Origin of the sequence: Pseudogemmobacter lacusdianii (assembly GCF_030848395.1) — a bacterium.
Classification (GTDB): domain Bacteria; phylum Pseudomonadota; class Alphaproteobacteria; order Rhodobacterales; family Rhodobacteraceae; genus Pseudogemmobacter; species Pseudogemmobacter lacusdianii.
Map to the genome: position 1 here is coordinate 26914 of NZ_JAVDBT010000009.1, position 16985 is coordinate 43898.

At 63.2% G+C, this 16985-nt stretch carries 17 protein-coding genes and 1 other RNA gene; 13 read left to right on the forward strand and 5 right to left on the reverse strand.

Annotated features, from left to right (window positions below; translation table 11 throughout):
- The first annotated feature begins 50 nt into the window (after positions 1-50).
- An RNA gene (gene ffs, locus Q9295_RS10580) (signal recognition particle sRNA small type) lies at positions 51-147 on the forward strand.
- An 11-nt stretch (positions 148-158) separates the two neighbouring features.
- Here the strand turns inward: ffs and Q9295_RS10585 are convergent.
- A complete protein-coding gene (locus Q9295_RS10585) occupies positions 159-650 on the reverse strand; it encodes a protein-tyrosine phosphatase family protein (protein WP_306680537.1) in 492 nt (163 codons plus the stop codon).
- Between the two features lie 92 nt (positions 651-742).
- Between Q9295_RS10585 and Q9295_RS10590 the strand changes: the two genes are divergently transcribed.
- From Q9295_RS10590 to Q9295_RS10615, 6 genes are all read left to right on the forward strand, one after another.
- Entirely contained in the window at positions 743-2506 is a 1764-nt protein-coding gene (locus tag Q9295_RS10590) for a DNA polymerase III subunit gamma/tau (RefSeq protein ID WP_373457453.1), read from the forward strand.
- Between the two features lie 3 nt (positions 2507-2509).
- The gene (locus Q9295_RS10595; RefSeq protein ID WP_306680539.1) at positions 2510-3004 is read left to right on the forward strand and encodes a GNAT family N-acetyltransferase; all 495 of its coding nucleotides are present in this window, start codon (positions 2510-2512) and stop codon (positions 3002-3004) included.
- A 72-nt stretch (positions 3005-3076) separates the two neighbouring features.
- Complete coding sequence (locus Q9295_RS10600) at positions 3077-3430, forward strand: YbaB/EbfC family nucleoid-associated protein (RefSeq protein WP_306680540.1); 354 nt, start codon at positions 3077-3079, stop codon at positions 3428-3430.
- Positions 3431-3468: 38 nt separating this feature from the next.
- Positions 3469-4071 carry a recombination mediator RecR gene (gene recR / locus Q9295_RS10605; RefSeq protein WP_306680541.1) on the forward strand — a complete coding sequence of 201 codons (603 nt, stop codon included), beginning with the start codon at positions 3469-3471 and terminating at the stop codon, positions 4069-4071.
- 233 nt (positions 4072-4304) lie between these two features.
- Positions 4305-5225 carry an acetyl-CoA carboxylase, carboxyltransferase subunit beta gene (accD, locus tag Q9295_RS10610; protein ID WP_306680542.1) on the forward strand — a complete coding sequence of 307 codons (921 nt, stop codon included), beginning with the start codon at positions 4305-4307 and terminating at the stop codon, positions 5223-5225.
- Positions 5226-5269: 44 nt separating this feature from the next.
- Positions 5270-6508, forward strand: a complete 1239-nt coding sequence (locus tag Q9295_RS10615) for a bifunctional folylpolyglutamate synthase/dihydrofolate synthase (RefSeq protein ID WP_306680662.1) — start codon at positions 5270-5272, stop codon at positions 6506-6508.
- Between the two features lie 11 nt (positions 6509-6519).
- On the opposite strand, the gene Q9295_RS10620 is transcribed toward Q9295_RS10615, so the two are convergent.
- Together Q9295_RS10620 and Q9295_RS10625 are read right to left on the reverse strand one after the other, a co-directional pair.
- Positions 6520-7131 (reverse strand): TetR/AcrR family transcriptional regulator, encoded by a 612-nt coding sequence (locus Q9295_RS10620; protein ID WP_306680543.1) that lies wholly within the window; start codon positions 7129-7131, stop codon positions 6520-6522.
- Between the two features lie 61 nt (positions 7132-7192).
- Positions 7193-7348, reverse strand: a complete 156-nt coding sequence (locus Q9295_RS10625) for a hypothetical protein (RefSeq protein WP_306680544.1) — start codon at positions 7346-7348, stop codon at positions 7193-7195.
- 169 nt (positions 7349-7517) lie between these two features.
- On the opposite strand from Q9295_RS10625, the gene mbfA reads away from it, so the two are divergent.
- The 6 genes from mbfA to Q9295_RS10655 all read left to right on the forward strand — a co-directional run bounded on the left by mbfA (position 7518) and on the right by Q9295_RS10655 (position 12816).
- A complete protein-coding gene (mbfA, locus tag Q9295_RS10630; protein WP_306680545.1) occupies positions 7518-8495 on the forward strand; it encodes an iron exporter MbfA in 978 nt (325 codons plus the stop codon).
- A gap of 312 nt (positions 8496-8807) precedes the next feature.
- Positions 8808-9638 carry an S-formylglutathione hydrolase gene (gene fghA / locus Q9295_RS10635; protein ID WP_306680546.1) on the forward strand — a complete coding sequence of 277 codons (831 nt, stop codon included), beginning with the start codon at positions 8808-8810 and terminating at the stop codon, positions 9636-9638.
- Between the two features lie 157 nt (positions 9639-9795).
- Complete coding sequence (locus Q9295_RS10640) at positions 9796-10242, forward strand: YaiI/YqxD family protein (protein ID WP_306680548.1); 447 nt, start codon at positions 9796-9798, stop codon at positions 10240-10242.
- Between the two features lie 90 nt (positions 10243-10332).
- Complete coding sequence (locus Q9295_RS10645) at positions 10333-11316, forward strand: DMT family transporter (protein ID WP_306680549.1); 984 nt, start codon at positions 10333-10335, stop codon at positions 11314-11316.
- The gene (locus tag Q9295_RS10650; protein ID WP_373457454.1) at positions 11288-11914 is read left to right on the forward strand and encodes an HAD family hydrolase; all 627 of its coding nucleotides are present in this window, start codon (positions 11288-11290) and stop codon (positions 11912-11914) included. Before Q9295_RS10645 ends, Q9295_RS10650 begins: the two co-directional genes overlap by 29 nt.
- Entirely contained in the window at positions 11911-12816 is a 906-nt protein-coding gene (locus Q9295_RS10655; RefSeq protein WP_306680550.1) for an ornithine cyclodeaminase family protein, read from the forward strand. Before Q9295_RS10650 ends, Q9295_RS10655 begins: the two co-directional genes overlap by 4 nt.
- A gap of 41 nt (positions 12817-12857) precedes the next feature.
- On the opposite strand, the gene Q9295_RS10660 is transcribed toward Q9295_RS10655, so the two are convergent.
- Both Q9295_RS10660 and Q9295_RS10665 read right to left on the reverse strand, forming a co-directional pair.
- Positions 12858-13151, reverse strand: coding sequence for an SH3 domain-containing protein (locus tag Q9295_RS10660; protein WP_306680551.1), 294 nt, complete (start codon positions 13149-13151; stop codon positions 12858-12860).
- 228 nt (positions 13152-13379) lie between these two features.
- Positions 13380-16985 (reverse strand): TonB-dependent receptor, encoded by a 3606-nt coding sequence (locus Q9295_RS10665; protein ID WP_306680552.1) that lies wholly within the window; start codon positions 16983-16985, stop codon positions 13380-13382.

Here is a 16985-nt window from a genome sequence, read left to right on the forward strand (position 1 = left end):
CTTAACCCAAAGACTTGCGCATCACAAAGCTGCCGCCTATATGCAGCCTTGAGAGGTTGGCGCGGGCGAACGCCTTGCCAACTCGGTCAGGTCCGGAAGGAAGCAGCCGTAACAAGATCCGTTTGGGTCGCTGTCCAGCCTCTCACCCTCCCCCCATTTTACCAACCCCGGCCCAGCGCGGCCCAGTTGAATTGCGCGTCGGTCTCTACCGCGCAAGGACGGGCTTGGCGCAGGCGGCGAAGTGCCTCGTCGGCGGGCTCTCCGGCCTCGACCATCAGCCGCAAAACCGCCATGCCCGAGCGGCCACAGCCCCCCATGCAATGGACCAAGACCCGCTCGCCTTCCGCCAAAATCTCATGAATCTCGGCCGAAATTTTGGGCCATGCGCCGCCTTTCGGCCCGCCCGCAGGCACAGAGTAATCTTGCACCGGGCAATGCCGCCACAGGATGCCGTGATCGGAAAGGTCACTCTCCAGCCGCTCGGCGCCCTTGGCCTGTAGCTCGCCCAAAGTGGTCATGCTTAGCACCAAAGCCGGGCCAAAGCGCAGGATCTCGCGCAGATCGGCGTCATAAACGCCGCCGCGCCCCGGCATGGCAGAGATCGCCAGCATCCCCGCCCCGACCTTTAGCTTCGCAATCGTGAAAGCCATCGCCCTGCCCTTCCCTTCGCGGTGGACCTTGGCCGCCCGTGGCCCTAGTCTGGCGCCCGAACCAAAGCCCCCCAACAAGCCGCCGAGTCACAATGTCCGAGACGCCCGAGAAAGCCTATCAGGTTCTGGCCCGAAAATATCGGCCGGAAACCTTTGCCGATCTGGTGGGCCAAGATGCGATGGTGCGCACGTTGCGCAATGCTTTTGCCGCCGACCGCATCGCGCAAGCCTTTGTGATGACGGGGATTCGCGGCACCGGCAAGACCACCACGGCGCGGATCATCGCCAAAGGGCTGAACTGCATTGGCCCCGATGGCACCGGCGGCCCCACGACCGAGCCTTGCGGCAAATGCGAGCATTGCGTGGCGATCATGGAAGGCCGCCATGTCGATGTGATGGAGATGGACGCCGCCTCGCACACCGGCGTTGGCGATATCCGCGAGATCATCGATTCGGTGCATTATCGCGCCGCCTCGGCCCGCTATAAGATCTATATCATCGACGAAGTGCATATGCTCTCGACCTCGGCTTTCAACGCTTTGTTGAAGACGCTGGAAGAGCCGCCGGCGCATGTGAAGTTTATCTTCGCCACGACCGAGATTCGCAAAGTGCCGGTGACGGTGCTGTCACGTTGCCAACGCTTTGATCTCAAACGCATTGAGCCTGAAGTGATGATCGCGCTTTTGCGCAAGATCGCCACGGCGGAAGGCGCTGAGATCAACGATGACGCTTTGGCCTTGATCACCCGGGCGGCGGAAGGCTCGGCCCGGGATGCGACCTCGATCTTGGACCAAGCCATCAGCCATGGCGCGGGTGAGACGACGGTGGATCAGGTCCGCGCCATGCTGGGGCTGGCCGATCGCGGCCGGGTCTTGGACCTTTTCGATATGGTGATGCGCGGCGATGCGGCGCAGGCCTTGTCGGAACTGGCATCGCAATATGCCGATGGGGCCGATCCGATGGCGGTTCTGCGCGATCTGGCCGAGGTGACGCATTGGATCTCGGTCCTGAAAATCACGCCCGAGGCTGCCGAAGACCCGACCGTGCCGCCGGATGAGCGCGCGCGGGGCCTCGATATGGCGGGGCGGCTGCAAATGCGCTCGCTGACGCGGATGTGGCAGATGCTTTTGAAAGCGATGGAGGAGGTGGGCCAAGCCCCCAATGCCATGATGGCCGCCGAGATGGCGGTGATCCGGCTGACCCATGTCGCCGATCTGCCCGACCCCGAGACGCTGATCAAACGGCTGAATGACGGCCCGCGCCCGCCCTCGGGCGGCGGCATGCCGGGCGGTGCGCCTGCGGGCGGCCAAGGCTCGGGCATGGTCCATAGCGCGATGCGGGCGCCGATGCGGGGGCCGTCCTCTGGGCCGACGATGACAGCGGCGGCTCCGGTGTTGGCCGAGGGGCAGTTGCAGGTCTATGCGACGTTTGAGGCGCTGATTGAACTCATTCGCGACAAGCGCGACATGCTCTTCCTTAAAGAAATCGAGGATTGCCTGCGGCTGGTGCGCTATTCCCCCGGCCGGATCGAGTTCGAGCCGACGCCGGATGCCAAGCCCGACCTTGCCGCCCGTTTGGGGCAGCGCTTGCAGGGCTGGACCGGCTCACGCTGGGCGATCTCGGTCACCAAATCGGGCGGGGCGCCGACCATTGCCGAGGCCCGCACTGCCGCCGAAGCCGCCGAGCGCGCCGAGGCCGAGGCCAATCCTTTGGTGCAAGCCGTGATGGCCGCCTTCCCGGGCGCCGAGATCGCCGAGATTCGCGCTGCCGAGGATATGGCCGCCCGCGCCGCCGCCGAGGCTTTGCCCGAGGTCGATCCCGAGATCGACGACGATTGGGATCCGTTCGAGGAGTAAGGCGTGCATAAGCCGCTTTTGCGCCGCGCCACGCCGGGCGATGCCGCCACTTTGGCGCGGCTGCATCACCATCTGCAAAGCTGGCATGCCGCGACCTATCCGCAGGTCTTCTTCGCCTCGCCCGATCCGACGGCTTTGACCGCGCATTTCGAAAAGCGTCTGCGTGAGCCTTCGACCACCTGCTTTCTCGCCGGTGAGACCGAGGGTGACCCGGCTATGGGCTATGCGCTTTGCACCCTGCAACAGCGGCCCCTGTCGCTCTTCTCTCCGCCAATCAGACGCATCTTGATCGAGCATATCGCCGTCGCCCCAGAAGCCCGCCGCCAAGGCCTTGGCGCTGCCCTACTGCAAGAAGCGCGCAGGCTTGCGCATGACCTTTCTTGCGATGAGATCCTGCTCGACACTTGGGAGGGCAACATTGAGGCGCATGCCTTCTTTGCCGCCAATGGCTTTGCGCCGCGCCGGATGCTGTTCCGCGCTGTGCCGCTTGAAGCCTGATCCGCAGGGCGGACCCTTGCGCCACGCCCGCGCGGATCGTATCTCAGACCAAAGAACAAATGGAGATTGCGGATGCTGAAAGGTCTTGGAGGCCTCGCCGGTCTGGGCGACATGGGCAAGATGATGAAAGCGGCGCAGGAGATGCAGTCGAAACTGGCCGAGTTGCAAGAGGAACTCGCCCGCACCGTGGTGGTGGGTGAGGCCGGTGCAGGGCTGGTGAAAGCGCGCGTCACCGCCAAGGGCGAAGTCACCGGGCTCGACATCGACCCGACCATCCTTGTGCCTTCGGAAAAGGAAGTGATCGAGGATCTGATCCTTGCCGCGATCAAGGATGCGCAAGGCAAAGCCACCGCCCGCCATGCCGAGGAAATGCGCAAGATGACCGAAGGCCTTGGCCTGCCGGCCGATATGAAGCTGCCCTTCTGAAAATGGCTGCTTTCGCCGCTAAGGCCGGGGTTTAACGCATGGCACGGGCCGATGATCCGGGCATCGAGGCGCTGATCGAGCTGATGGCGCGACTGCCCGGGCTTGGGCCGCGCTCGGCCCGGCGTGCGGTGCTGGCGCTTTTGGGCCGACGGGGCCAGCTGATGGCCCCCTTGGCCCAAGCCATGGCGCATGTGGCGCTGACGGCGAAGGATTGCCGGGTCTGCGGCAATATCTCGACCGAAGAGCTTTGCCCGATCTGCGCCGATCCCGCCCGTGCCAATGGCGAGGTCTGCGTGGTGGAAGATGTCGCCGATCTCTGGGCGATGGAGCGCGCCAACGCCTTCCAAGGCCGCTATCATGTGCTGGGCGGCACACTCTCGGCACTCGACGGCGTCGGCCCGGTCGAGCTTGGCATCCCGCGCCTTGTGCGCCGCGTGGGCGAAGAGGGGCTGACGGAAGTCATCCTCGCCCTCGCCGCCACCGTCGATGGCCAGACCACCGCGCATTACCTTGCCGATGCTTTGGCCGAGACCCCGGCGCAAATCACCTCGCTCGCCCAAGGCGTTCCGGTGGGGGGGGAACTCGACTACCTTGACGATGGCACCATCGGCGCCGCCCTGCGCGCCCGGCGCCGCTTCTAACCCGCCCGCCTCTGGCCAAGCGCGGAGCCTCCGGCGGGGATATTTTCATTCTGAAAGAGCCCCCTCTTTCAGAACCTAAATATCCCGGGGGAGCGGCTGCGCAGCAGCTTCGGGGGCAGCGCCCCCTCTTCTTCTCCCCATATAACCCCCGAAGCGACGCCTGCCGATTGCAATTGCCCCCCCAGCGGACTATCTCGGAGGCTCTAAAAAGCGACCGGAAGGGCCGAAGCGGCATGAACTGGATCACCAACTACGTCCGCCCCAAGATCAACTCGCTGTTCTCACGCCGCGAGGTGCCTGAGAATCTGTGGACCAAATGCCCCGAATGCGGGACCATGCTGTTCCACCGCGAGCTGAGCGCGAACCTCAATGTCTGCTCGAATTGCGATCATCATATGATGATCACCCCGCGCGAGCGCTTTGGGGCTTTGTTCGATGGCGGCATCTTCACCGAGGTGAAAGTGCCCGAGGCGCCCGTGGACCCCTTGGGCTTCCGCGACCAAAAGAAATACCCTGACCGGATCAAAGCCGCGCAGAAATCCACCGGCGAGAAAGACGCGATGCTGGTGGGTGAAGGCGAGATCGGCCGCACCGGCGTGGTCGCCGCGGCGCAAGATTTCAGCTTCATGGCGGGCTCGATGGGGATGAATGTTGGCAATGCCATCATCGCCGGGGCCGAGCGTGCGGTGCAGATGAAAAAGCCCTTCGTGCTCTTCTCCGCCTCGGGCGGGGCGCGGATGCAAGAAGGTATGCTCTCTTTGATGCAAATGCCGCGCACCACGGTGGCGTTGCAGATGCTGAAGGAAGCGGGCCTGCCTTATGTGGTCGTGCTGACCCATCCGACCACCGGCGGCGTCACCGCCAGCTATGCGATGCTGGGCGATGTGCAGATTGCCGAACCCAATGCGTTGATCGGCTTTGCTGGCGCCCGCGTGATCGAGCAAACCATCCGTGAAAAGCTGCCCGAGGGCTTCCAGCGTTCGGAATATCTCTTGGATCACGGCATGTTGGACCGGGTCATCCACCGCAAGGATATGCGCGATGAGTTGGTGACCATCCTGCGGATGCTGACCGGCCTGCCGCCTGCGGTGCGCGCTGATCTGGCTGCCCCCGCACCGGAAGCGGCCGCTTCCAGCGAGGAGACCTCGGCTTGACCACCACGCCTACGCCCGCCGGATCTGACGCCATCCTCGCCCGGATGATGGCCTTCCATCCCAAGATCATCGACCTGACCTTGGACCGCTCGCACCGGCTGTTGGCCGCTTTGGGCAATCCCGAGCGGCGCTTGCCGCCCGTGATCCACCTTGCCGGCACCAATGGCAAAGGCAGCACGCAGGCGATGATCCGGGCCGGGCTTGAGGCTTCGGGCGCCAGTGTCCACGCCTATACCTCGCCGCATCTGGCGCGGTTCCATGAGCGGATCCGGCTGGCGGGTGAGTTGATCTCGGAAGAGGCGCTGACCGCGCTTTTGGATGAATGCGTGGCGGCCAATGGCGGCGCCTCGATCACCTTCTTCGAGATCACCACGATTGCGGCCTTCTTGGCCTTCTCGCGGGTGCCGGCGGATTACACCTTGCTTGAGGTGGGGCTTGGCGGGCGGCTTGATGCGACCAATGTTGTCGATCATCCAGCGCTGACCATCATCACCCCGGTTTCGGTCGACCATCAGCAATATCTGGGTGAGACCTTGCCCGAGATTGCTGGCGAGAAAGCCGGGATCATCAAGCGTGGCGTGCCTTGTGTGGTGGGCCCGCAAAGCCCCGAAGGCCTTGAAGTCATTGAGGCGCGTGCCGCCAAGCTGGGTGCACCGCTTTGGGTGCATGGCCAGCATTGGAACGCTTGGGAAGAGGCCGGTCGGCTGATTTACCAAGACGAGAACGGCCTTCTCGACCTGCCGCTACCGAACCTTCCCGGTCCGCATCAGGTGCAAAACGCCGGGGCGGCAGTGGCGGCCTTGCGGCTTTTGGGCAAAAGCGCCGAGGCATGTGAGGCGGCTGTCTCGAAAGCCTATTGGCCCGCCCGGATGCAGCGTTTGCGCCAAGGCCCGCTGGTCGAAAGCGCGCCCGAGGTCGAGCTTTGGCTGGACGGTGGCCACAACCCGGCAGGCGGCGAAGCGGTCGCAGCGACGCTGGCACGGATGCCCAAGCGTGAAACGCATCTCATCTGCGGCATGCTCAACACCAAGGATGTCACCGGCTATATGCGCCCGATGGCAGAGCATGTTACTAAGCTCTGGGCGGTGTCGATCCCCAATGAGCCCAACACCTTACCGGCCGAGGTCACCCGAGATTCCGCGCTTGCCGTGGCGATCCCGGCTGAAGCTGCCGCTTCGGTGGATGCGGCTTTGCGCCAGATTGCCGCGCAAAGCCCCAGCGCGCGGGTGCTGATTTGCGGCTCGCTCTATCTGGCGGGACAGGTGCTGAAAGAGAACGGTTAACGCCGTTCTTTTCACACGCCGTAACGGGCCAAGAACATCTCAACCGCACCGCGGATGGTGCGGTCGACATCCGCGGGCGTGATCTCATCGGCAAGGCCGAAGAGCAGCCTTTCGTGGATATGCGCCTTGCAGAGCTGGGCAAATTGCTCGGCGGCCAGATCGGGATCGTCCAGCCGCAGCATGCCCTTTTCCACCATATGGCCCAGATGGTGGCTCAGACGGGCGTGGATGAACCCCGGCCCGTTGAGGAAAAACACCCGGCCGATTTCGGGAAAGCGGCTGGCTTCGGCCACCACCAAACGGAACATATTGCGGCCGAAATCCGACATCAGAAAGCCGGTGATCCGCGTGGCCGCGAGGGTCAGGATCTCTTCCGCCGAGGCGTCTTCGGCGATCTCCAGCTCGGCCTGCTCGACCTGACGGCGGCATTCGTCATTGCAGATCTCGGTGAAAAGCAGCCGTTTATCAGCGAAGTAGCTGTAAAGCGTGGCCTTGCTGACCCCGGCCTCACGGGCGATCTCATCGACCGAGGCGCCGTCAAAGCCGTCGCGCAAAAAGACGCGCCGCGCCCCTTGCAGCACCTGATCGAATTTGCGGCCCTTGCGGATCTCTGGCTCTGACATTCTGCCCCCGGTTTGAGCGGTGAGCATAAGCGAGGCAGGCAAGGCGGGCAATGCGAGCCGCTTAAGGGGCGGTCTTCGTCGCCGGACCTTGGGTCGAGACCGTGACGCCATCCGCGGGCCAAGTCAGCCGTGGCAGCGTGGTGTCGACCGAAAAAGCCAATGCGGGCAAGGCGGTAAGGGTAAGCACGGCAAAAGCAGAGGCAAGCATCTTGGTCATCGTCAGCTCCTGATCCTGTGGGTTACAGGCCCACAACTAAACTGAACGGTTCAGTTCGTCAATCGGGTCATTCTGTCACAGAAATGACGTGCGTTGATGCCCCCTTGCACTTGGTTTGCGGATGATTAGTTTGGAATCATTCTAAACTAATCATCCTCGCAGGTCAGATATGTCGCTTGCCCTCGCCTCCCGCCGCCGCTTTGACGAGCTGTCAGAGCAAGAGATTTTGGCTTTGGCCATCTCATCAGAAGAAGATGACGCGCGGATTTACCGCTCGTACGCTGGGCGTTTGCAGCAAGATTACCCCGGCACAGCGGCGGTTTTTAGCGGCATGGCGGCCGAGGAAGACACCCACCGCCAGCAGCTGATTGCTTTGCACCAAGCCCGGTTTGGTGAGGTTATCCCCTTGATAAGGCGCGAACATGTCGCGGGCTATTATGCCCGCCGCCCGGTCTGGCTGGCGGCGAATTTGCCGCTGGAAACCGTGCGGGCTGAGGTGGCGGGGATGGAGCAGCAGGCGGCGGATTTCTATGCGCGGGCGGCGGCGCGCAGCACCGATGCGGCGACGCGCAAGCTGTTGGGTGATCTGGCGGCGGCAGAGGCTGGGCATGGGGTGACGGCTGAGGGGCTACAAAATACCCATTTGCCGCAAGGGGTTAAGGGTGAGGAAGATGCCACGGCGCGGCGGCAGTTCATTCTGACTTGGGTGCAGCCGGGGTTGGCGGGGCTGATGGATGGCTCGGTCTCAACCCTCGCGCCGATCTTCGCCACCGCCTTTGCCACGCAAGACACTTGGACCACCTTTCTGGTGGGGCTTGCGGCCTCGGTTGGCGCGGGGATTTCGATGGGCTTCACCGAAGCCGCGCATGATGACGGCGTTCTCTCGGGTCGCGGAAGCCCTTGGAAACGCGGCATTTCCTCGGGCGTGATGACGACATTGGGCGGGCTTGGCCATGCCCTGCCCTATCTCATTCCGGACTTTTGGCTGGCGACCTCGATCGCGATTGCGGTGGTCTTTGTCGAGCTTTGGGCCATCGCTTGGATCCAAAACCGCTATATGGAGACGCCCTTCCTACGGGCCGCTTTGCAGGTGGTTTTGGGTGGGGCTTTGGTTTTTGCAGCCGGGGTGCTGATCGGCGGTGGATGAGGGGTAAGCGGCTGAAAACCCCGCAAAAACCGCGTATGGTTTGCGTATGATCTACGTCTGGTTTGCGTATGGCTTTGGTATGGCTGTCGGCATCTGCCAATTAGAACCCAGCTAAAGCCACCCCCTCACCGCGACTGGCATCGACCGACGGGCAGAATGCGCGCCGCTGCGCCTTGCCGGGGGCGGGGAATGCGTCCATTCTGGCACAAGCCAACGGCGTGGCCCCTGCAACGGGTGCCGACCGCCCCTTTCGATTTCCACCACCCTCTCCGTCCTGACGGGCTGGGCGGTGATTGCCTGACTGGAGATGACATGAAGACGATTTCAGAGAACCGCTGTTTTGGGGGCGTGCAGGGGGTGTATTCGCATCCTTCCCAAGCCACTGGGACAGAGATGACCTTTGGCCTGTTCCTGCCCGAGGGCGCGGAAGAGGGCCCGGTTCCGGTGCTTTGGTATCTCTCGGGCCTGACCTGCACGCATGAAAATGCGATGACCAAGGCGGGCGCGCAAGCTTGGGCGGCAGAAGCGGGCATCGCTTTGGTCTTCCCCGACACCAGCCCGCGCGGCGAGGGTGTGGCCAATGATGACGCCTATGATCTGGGCCAAGGTGCTGGCTTTTATGTGAACGCCACGCAGAACCCTTGGGCGCCGCATTTCCGCATGTGGGATTATGTGACGGATGAGCTGCCGTCGCTGCTGTTCGGTGCCTTCCCCCTGGCCGAGGGCGCGCAGGCGATCACCGGCCATTCGATGGGCGGCCACGGCGCTTTGACGATTGCGATGAGCTTCCCGGGCCGGTTCCGCTCGGTCTCGGCCTTCGCACCGATCTGCAACCCGACCGGCAGCGATTGGGGCCGCAAGCAGTTCAGCGCCTATCTGGGGCCGGATGAGGCGGCTTGGGCGGCGCATGATTCGAGCCTTTTGATGAAGAAATACGGCTTTGACGGGCCGATGCTGATCGATCAGGGCACGGCGGATCAATTCATCGATCTTCTGAAGCCCGAGGCTTTGGCGAGCGCCATGGCCGAGCGGCGTCAGGGCGGCACCTTGCGGATGCAGAAGGGTTACGATCATTCGTATTACTTCGTGCAGACCTTCATGCCCGACCATATCGCCTTCCACTCCGAGGCTTTGCGGGGCTGAGGTGGTTTAAGAAGTCTGAGAAGGCGTCAGGGGAAACTCTGGCGCCTTTTGCTTGCTAAGGATTTAACGAAGCGCGACCCACGGCCAAAGGGCTTGCGCTCTGGCCTTGTGGGGCCTGTCGGGTTAGTCGGAGATCTGTGTCCCGCCGGAGGTTGCCATGACGCTTTACATCGATGCCGATGCCTGCCCGGTGAAGGAAGAAGCCGAGCGGGTGACGACGCGGCTGAAGGTGCGGATGGTGCTGGTGTCGAATGGCGGCATTCGCCCCTCGGCCAACCCATTGGTGGAAAGCCATTATGTCGGCGCGGGGCTGGATGAGGCGGATCGCTGGATCGCCGATCATGCCGGGCCGGGCGATGTGGTGGTGACCTCGGACATCCCGCTGGCGGCGCGGGTGATCGAGGGCGGCGCTGCCGTGGTGAAGCCCGACGGCACGGAGTTGACCGCGACCAATATCGGCCAAGTGCTGGCGACGCGCGATCTGATGAGCGATTTGCGCAGCGCCGATCCTTTCCGGCAAGGCGGCGGGCGGCCGTTTTCAAAGGCAGATCGGTCGCGGTTTTTGGATGTGCTGGACCGGGTGATGCGGCGGGTGGCGCGGTAGGATCGCAGGCCCATTGCAGGGCATTATACGACGCCTCATGTCGCGGATAAGCGCGCCATATAGCAGAAGTTTTGGTCTCTTAGCCCTATCATGACGGCCCCAGTTTCCTCATCCGGCGGCAGCGCCTCGGCACAGAGTGGCATTTTCTTGGCCCTAGGCGGAGGCATTATCCTTTCGCTGAATGATCTTGCGATCAAAGCCTTAGCGGCGACGGGCTATCCTTTGCATCAAATCGTGCTGGTCCGGGCTTTGATCGGGATCACTCTGGTGTTGCTCGTGATGGCGGTCTCGGCGCGGGGGCTGGCGCAGATCTACTCGCGGCGCAAAAAAGCGCATCTTTTGCGGGTCTGCATCGTCGTTGTGTCGAATATGACCTATTTCGTCGGCCTGTCGCTGATGCCCTTGGCCGATGCGGTGGCGATTGCCTTTGTCTCGCCGCTGATCGTGACCGCGCTTTCAGCGCTGATCTTGGGCGAAGCGGTGGGGCCGCGCCGTTGGGCGGCGGTGGCTGTGGGGCTTTTGGGCGTGGTGGTGATGACGCGGCCGGGTTCGGGGATGATCCAGCCGGCGGCGGTGCTCGTGCTGATTTCGGCGGTTTGCTACGCCTCGAGCCACATCATGACACGCCAAATGCGCGACACGGAATCGGCGGCCACGTTAAGCTTTTACGTGCAGCTGGGCTTTCTGGCGGTCAGCTCGATCATGGGATTGATGTTTGGCGATGGCCAGATGGCGCTGGCCCCCGACAGCACCTTTGAGTTCCTGTTCCGGCCTTGGGTTTTGCCGCCGTTGGCCGATTGGTGGGCCTTCCTGGCCACCGGGCTGTCGGTTGGCATTGGCGGGCTGATGATGAGTCAAGCTTACCGCACCACCGAGGCGGCCTTGGTGGCGCCTTTCGAATATATCGCGATTCCAATGGCGATCCTGTGGGGCGTGTTGGTCTTTGGCACTTGGCCCGATCATATCGCTTGGCTCGGGATTGCGCTTATCTGCGGCGCGGGTCTTTATACGCTCTGGCGCGAGACGGTACGCAGAAAGGTTTCCGATGTTGCAACCCCAGGCAGTGATCTTTGACATCGGCAATGTGCTGATCGGTTGGCAGCCCGAGGCCTATTACGATGCCCAGATTGGCCCCACGCGGCGGCAGGCGTTTTTCGATGCGGTGCCGATCCATGCGGTGAACCTTGAGATTGACCGCGGCGCGCCGTTTCTGGGCAGTTTGCAAGAGCTGGCAGGCGATTACCCCGATTGGCGCGATGAGATCCTAGGCTGGCACAAGGGCTGGCTGCAGATGGTGCAACCGGTGATTGAGGAATCCGTCGCCACTTTGCTGGCGCTGAAGGCCAAGGGCGTGCCGGTCTTTGCGCTGACGAATTTCGGCGATGAGACCTTTGAGATCGCGCTGAAGGCCTTTCCCTTTTTGCATACCTTCGACCGGGCTTTCGTCTCGGCCCGGTTGCGGTTGATCAAACCCGACCCGGCGATCTATGCCCATGTTGAGGCCGTGACCGGGCTCAAGGGCGATCAGATCCTCTTCACCGATGATCGGCCCGAGAATATCGCGGCGGCGGCCGAGCGGGGCTGGCAGACACATCTCTTCACCGGCTGGCGCGCTTGGGCGCAACAGCTTGTGGCAACAGGTTTACTGACGGAAAAGGAGGCCGGGCTGTGAGTTTGCGTATCATCGGGCCAGAGGCGGAAGCGAAACTGACATGGGGCGGGCTGTTGCAGGCCTTTGAGGCGGGCCACCGGCTGGCGCAACCCGATATCAAGGATCTCTTCGTCTATCGCGGCGGCGATACTGTGCTGGACCGTGCGACGTGGATCGACGGGATTGGCGCTTTGGTCAAAGTGGCAACCATCGTGCCGGGCAATGCGCAGCGCGGGTTGCCGACGATCAATGGCATCGTGACTTTGTATGACGATGTCACGGGTGAGCTGACAGCTTTGGTCGATTTCCATCTGGTGACGAAATACAAAACCGCCGGTGACAGCCTTCTGTCGGCGAGCCGTTTGGCGCGCAAAGACAGCCGCAAGTTCTTGCTGGTCGGCGCGGGCAATGTGGCGCGCTCGATGGTTGAAGCCTATCGTTCGATCTTCCCCGATGCCGAATTCACCATCTGGTCGCGCAGCCTTGCCTCGGCCGAGGCGATGGCCGGGCCTTTGGGGCTGAAGGCGACGGCGGATCTTGAGGCGGCGGTGGCCGAGGCGGATGTGATCTGCACCTGCACCATGGCGACCGCTCCTTTGATAAAGGGCGAATGGCTGCGCCCCGGCCAGCATTTGGACCTCATTGGCGCCTACCGCCCCGATATGCGCGAGTTGGACGATGCGGCGATCGCGCGGGGGCGGCTTTTCGTCGATGCGCGCGCCACCACGGTGCATCATATCGGCGAGATCATGGCGCCGCTGAAATCGGGTGCGATCACCGAAGGCCATATCTTGGCCGATTTCTACGATGATCCGGCGCTGTTCACCCGCCGTTCCGACGATGAGATCACCATCGCCAAGAACGGTGGCGGCGCGCATCTCGATTTGATGACGGCCGATTACATCGTGAAGGCCAGCGCCTAAGGCGTTCAAGGTGGGCGTTCGCGCCCGCCCTTCCCCCCGGCTTATTTCTTGCGCAGATAGGCGCTGGAGACATAGCCTTTCAGCCCGCGCGCGGCCTTCAGCGACACCTTACACCAGCTGGTGTTGCCCGAACGCTCGCAGCTTTGCACCCAAACCTCGGCGCCATTGGGCAGACCCACGATCACGGTATAGCCGACGCCGGGTCCGCTGCGCAGTTTCAGCATATCTTCGCCTTTGACGCCCACGACCTCATGGATGCCGCGTTGATCGGCTAGGGCGGTTTGGGGGCCAAGCGAGAGGAGCCCAAGGGAGAGGGCCAGAAGGGTGTTGCGCATCTTTGTGTCGCCTGTGTTTGAACTGCTCGGCGATCATTTACGCCCCCCCGCCCCTGCCATGCAACCGCGCCGCAGTCGCGGTGCGGCGGGCATCGGCGAAAGCCTGCGAAGGGGGGCGTTTGGAAGGTGCAAAGGAATGCGCTTGCGCAATGGAATGACGGGTCGCATGAAAAACCCCGCCACAATGGGCGGGGTTTCGTCATTTTCTATGCTTGGACTTGGGCGGTTTTAGAACTTGGCCAAGAGGTTGATATGCATGCCCTCACGCTCGCCCTCGATCAGGCGCAGGTCGTCCGAGACTTCGCCCCAAAGATAGCCCACGCCCAGCTTCACGTTTGAACCGAGGTGACGATAGACCGAGATCAACCCGGCATTCTCGGTCACCTCATGCTCATGCAGGCGCATGCTGCGCAGTTCGGCCATCACATCCCAATTGTGCACGAAGTTGTAATCGGCGCGCAGGATGGCGAGCGTCGCGGCATTGTCGACCAATTCGCCGGTGCCACGGGTCTCGACCGTGCCAGAGCGGTGACCAAGCTTGGCGCCGATCGTCCATTGCGTGTTCAGATCGTAATTGGCGTCGATGCTGAAAATATGGCTGCGCTGGCGCGGACCTTCGATATCGCCGGCGACGTTGACCTGATCGGGACCCGGCAGGTCTTCAAGCCAAGTGTAGCGCAGCAGAAGGTTCAGCCGGTCGTCCATCACCGGGCGGAAGGCATAGCCGATGTTGGCCTCGATATAGCGGCCATCGCGCAGGCTATCTTGGCTTGAGGTCGAGACGGCGGCGGCGAGATCAAAGAGCAAGCGTTGCTCTTCGTCAATCTTCCACGTCACGCCAGCGTCGATCAGCCAGTTTTCGCGGTCAAGCTTGCCATCGGTCGAGCGGTCCACACGGTATTCGCTGCGCAAAGCGGCATCGATCCCATCCTTCTCGGCGTAATGCACGCCAGCGGAATAGCCCAAACGGCGATAGGTGCCGTTCTGCTCGGTCTCGGTCGAGCCGTAGTCGATGCCGCCGGTCCATGTCCAAAGATCGCTGGGGCGATAGGAGACGCCGTAGGTGTTGGTCAGCGCCGGATTGGCGCCCAGACGGTCGAAACGCGCTTCGGTTTGCAGGCTGACAGCCTCGCTTAGCTTTTGCGAGGCGCCGGTGACGAAGGTGCCGCCGTCACGGCCGGTGAGCGTTTGGTCATAGCGGCGCAGCGGATCAAGCGCATAGCCGATGTGGTAGGACGAACCCGCGCCATTGTCTTGGGTAAGCGCCAGTCGCCCTGCCCCGCCAAGGCTGCCGGTCGAGACCTCGCCTTCGACGCCGTAACGTTCAGACAGCTGCCAAGCGCCGCCAAGGCCGAAGCGGTCATTGGTCTCCATCGTGCCGGTTTTGCGCAACGTGCCTTGGGCAAAGGCCCATAGCGCGTGATCCTCATCGCGCTCCCACACCAGACGCATGCCGCCATCGGTGCGCAGCCCGCTTTCTTCGCGGGTGCTGCCGCTGTCGATGCGGCGGCTGTGGGCGATGCCGGCTTCAAGCCGCCATTGCTCGGTCAACTGGGTGATGAAGCGCAGATCGGCGCTGTCATCGCGTTGGCCGTCGGCGTCGCTGAAGGCTTCAAGGTTGAAGCCAAGGCTGTAGCGGTCGGAGAAGGCGATCTTGCCCGAGAGGCCGTAGTTCGATTGCGTGGCGGCCACGTCATGATCGGCCGAGACAAAGCCGCGCTCGCGGCGTTCGGCGAAGCCTGCGATCTCGCCCGAAAGGCGGGAGTTGCTGAGCTCTGCCAGATCGGCGGCAAAGTTCAGCCCATAGGCGCGGCCCTTCAGGCCAAGCGCACCGTTCGAGGGCTTGCCGCTGGTTTCAGCGGCACGAGGGTCATTGTCCAAGCCGCCGTTGAGCGAATGGCTGGCGCCAAAGCCCGGCCCTTCGCTTTGCGCCAGATCGAGCCGCAGCCAAGTGGCCTCGGACTGGCGCAAGAGAAGATCGCCGCCCGCAGCGGTATTGTCGGACACGCCCGAGGTGTCGCGCTGGCCGCTGACGCCAAGGCGCAGGTGCTCGCCGATCCATGCCTCGGCCCGTCCGCCGGTGGAGTAACCATCCACATCGCCAATCGTCGGCACATATTCATATTGCACCACCAGATTGGCCTCGGCGCCGCCCAAGGGACGGTCGGTCAGGAAGCCGTCGCCGACCGACGAACTGAGCGGGCGGCGCAGGATCACGACGCCTTGGTAGAAGTCGATCTCGTAATCGGTGTCTTCGGCCAGTTGGCGCCGCTCAATCACCCGGCCCGAGATTGGGTCGCGCATCTCGACCCAGATGGTTTCCGTGCCCGGCAAGATGTCTTGGCGGCGCAGGAAATAGGCCGAACCGCCGGTGCCGCGCAGCACATCGCGCTGGCTGAGGCGATCGGGGTTGGCGGCATGCAGCGTCACCATCGCGGCGGCTTCACCGGATGGGGTCACCTGCGGCGAGACCCATTTGCCTTGCGCGCCATAAAGCGTGCGGTCCGAGCGGATCAGCGGCGAAGACCCGGGCGTGGCTTGGAAATCGCCCCACATCAGATGCGAATTGCCGTGATCGACGCGGGCATAAAGCTTGCCCGAGGTCGGCGCGTCATCGATCATCTGGCTGTCATCGCCAAAGGTCGGATAGACATCATCGCCGGCGATGCGGGCCTGCACGCGGTCGGGGTTCTTTTCGTCCAGATCGCGGATCAGATCGCGCAGCTCACCCTCGCGGGTGTCAGCCGACAGCCGGAACGTATAGCCCCCCGCCGTGACGCCTTTGGCATAGCCAGCAAGGCGACCCAAAGCGTAGGACCCTTCGGTCTTATCGGTGCCGTAAGTCAGGTCGGCTTGGCCGACGTAGAACCAATCGCTGACCGGGATTTCCACCCGGCGTGCGGGGCCGTTTGCTCCGGCGCGGATGGTGTGGACGCCGGGCGGCAAGATCCGCTCGATGACAAAGCGCCCCGAGCCATCAAGTGCCACACGCTCGCCCATCACCTCGATGCTGGACGCACCCTCCGGGCCGCTGCCCGAAACGGTGACGGTGCCACCCCGCACCGGAATGGCGCGGCGGCGGGTCATGTCTTCCCCGTCATCGCTTGCATAAAGCGGGGCATTCTTCGGCTCGGTCGGTTGGTCCTTGGCAAGGCGGCTGAGCGTGACGGGCGTGGTCTCATCAAAGCGACCGGCGGCGTCATAGACGCGCAGCACGACGACATAGTCGCGCACCTCAGCGGTGTCGGGCATCACCCATGCCGCCTCGTGGTTCAGCGTCACCGGCAGTTTGGCCAAGGGCACATGCGGGCGGGCGGCATCGGCGATGCGCAGCTCGGCCGAGGTGACCCAAGCGGGATAGTTCGCAGCAGGGCGCAGGCCGATGCGGCTGCCCGCCACATAGCCCGCGCGACCATCCGAGGTCACCAAAGACAGACGGCGCGGCGTCTCGAGCCCGCTGAAGCTGACTTGGATGTCATCACTGGCCAGCAAAAGATCGGCCTTACGCTCGGTCGCACCGTCAAGGCTGGGCGCGGGGCGCTTGGGCTCTTCGATGGTGATGCGGAAGCCTTCGGGCGCCGCGATCGGGGCGACGCCGTCTTTCTCGGTGTTTTTGCCGGGCGCGAGCGGGATGATATGCCCCGCATCGGGCCGCGCGCAATTGTCAGGCAATTGGCCGCCAATCAGCGGGCAGCCGTGGATGCCTCCGGTTTTCACCGAAGGCGTCTCGGCCCAGCTGGGCGCTTGCAGGAGGCAGAGGAGGCTGCCTCCTGTCATCAACGCAGCGATGGATCTACGGGCGAAAGCACGGGTCGTCATAGAAAACGCAGTCAT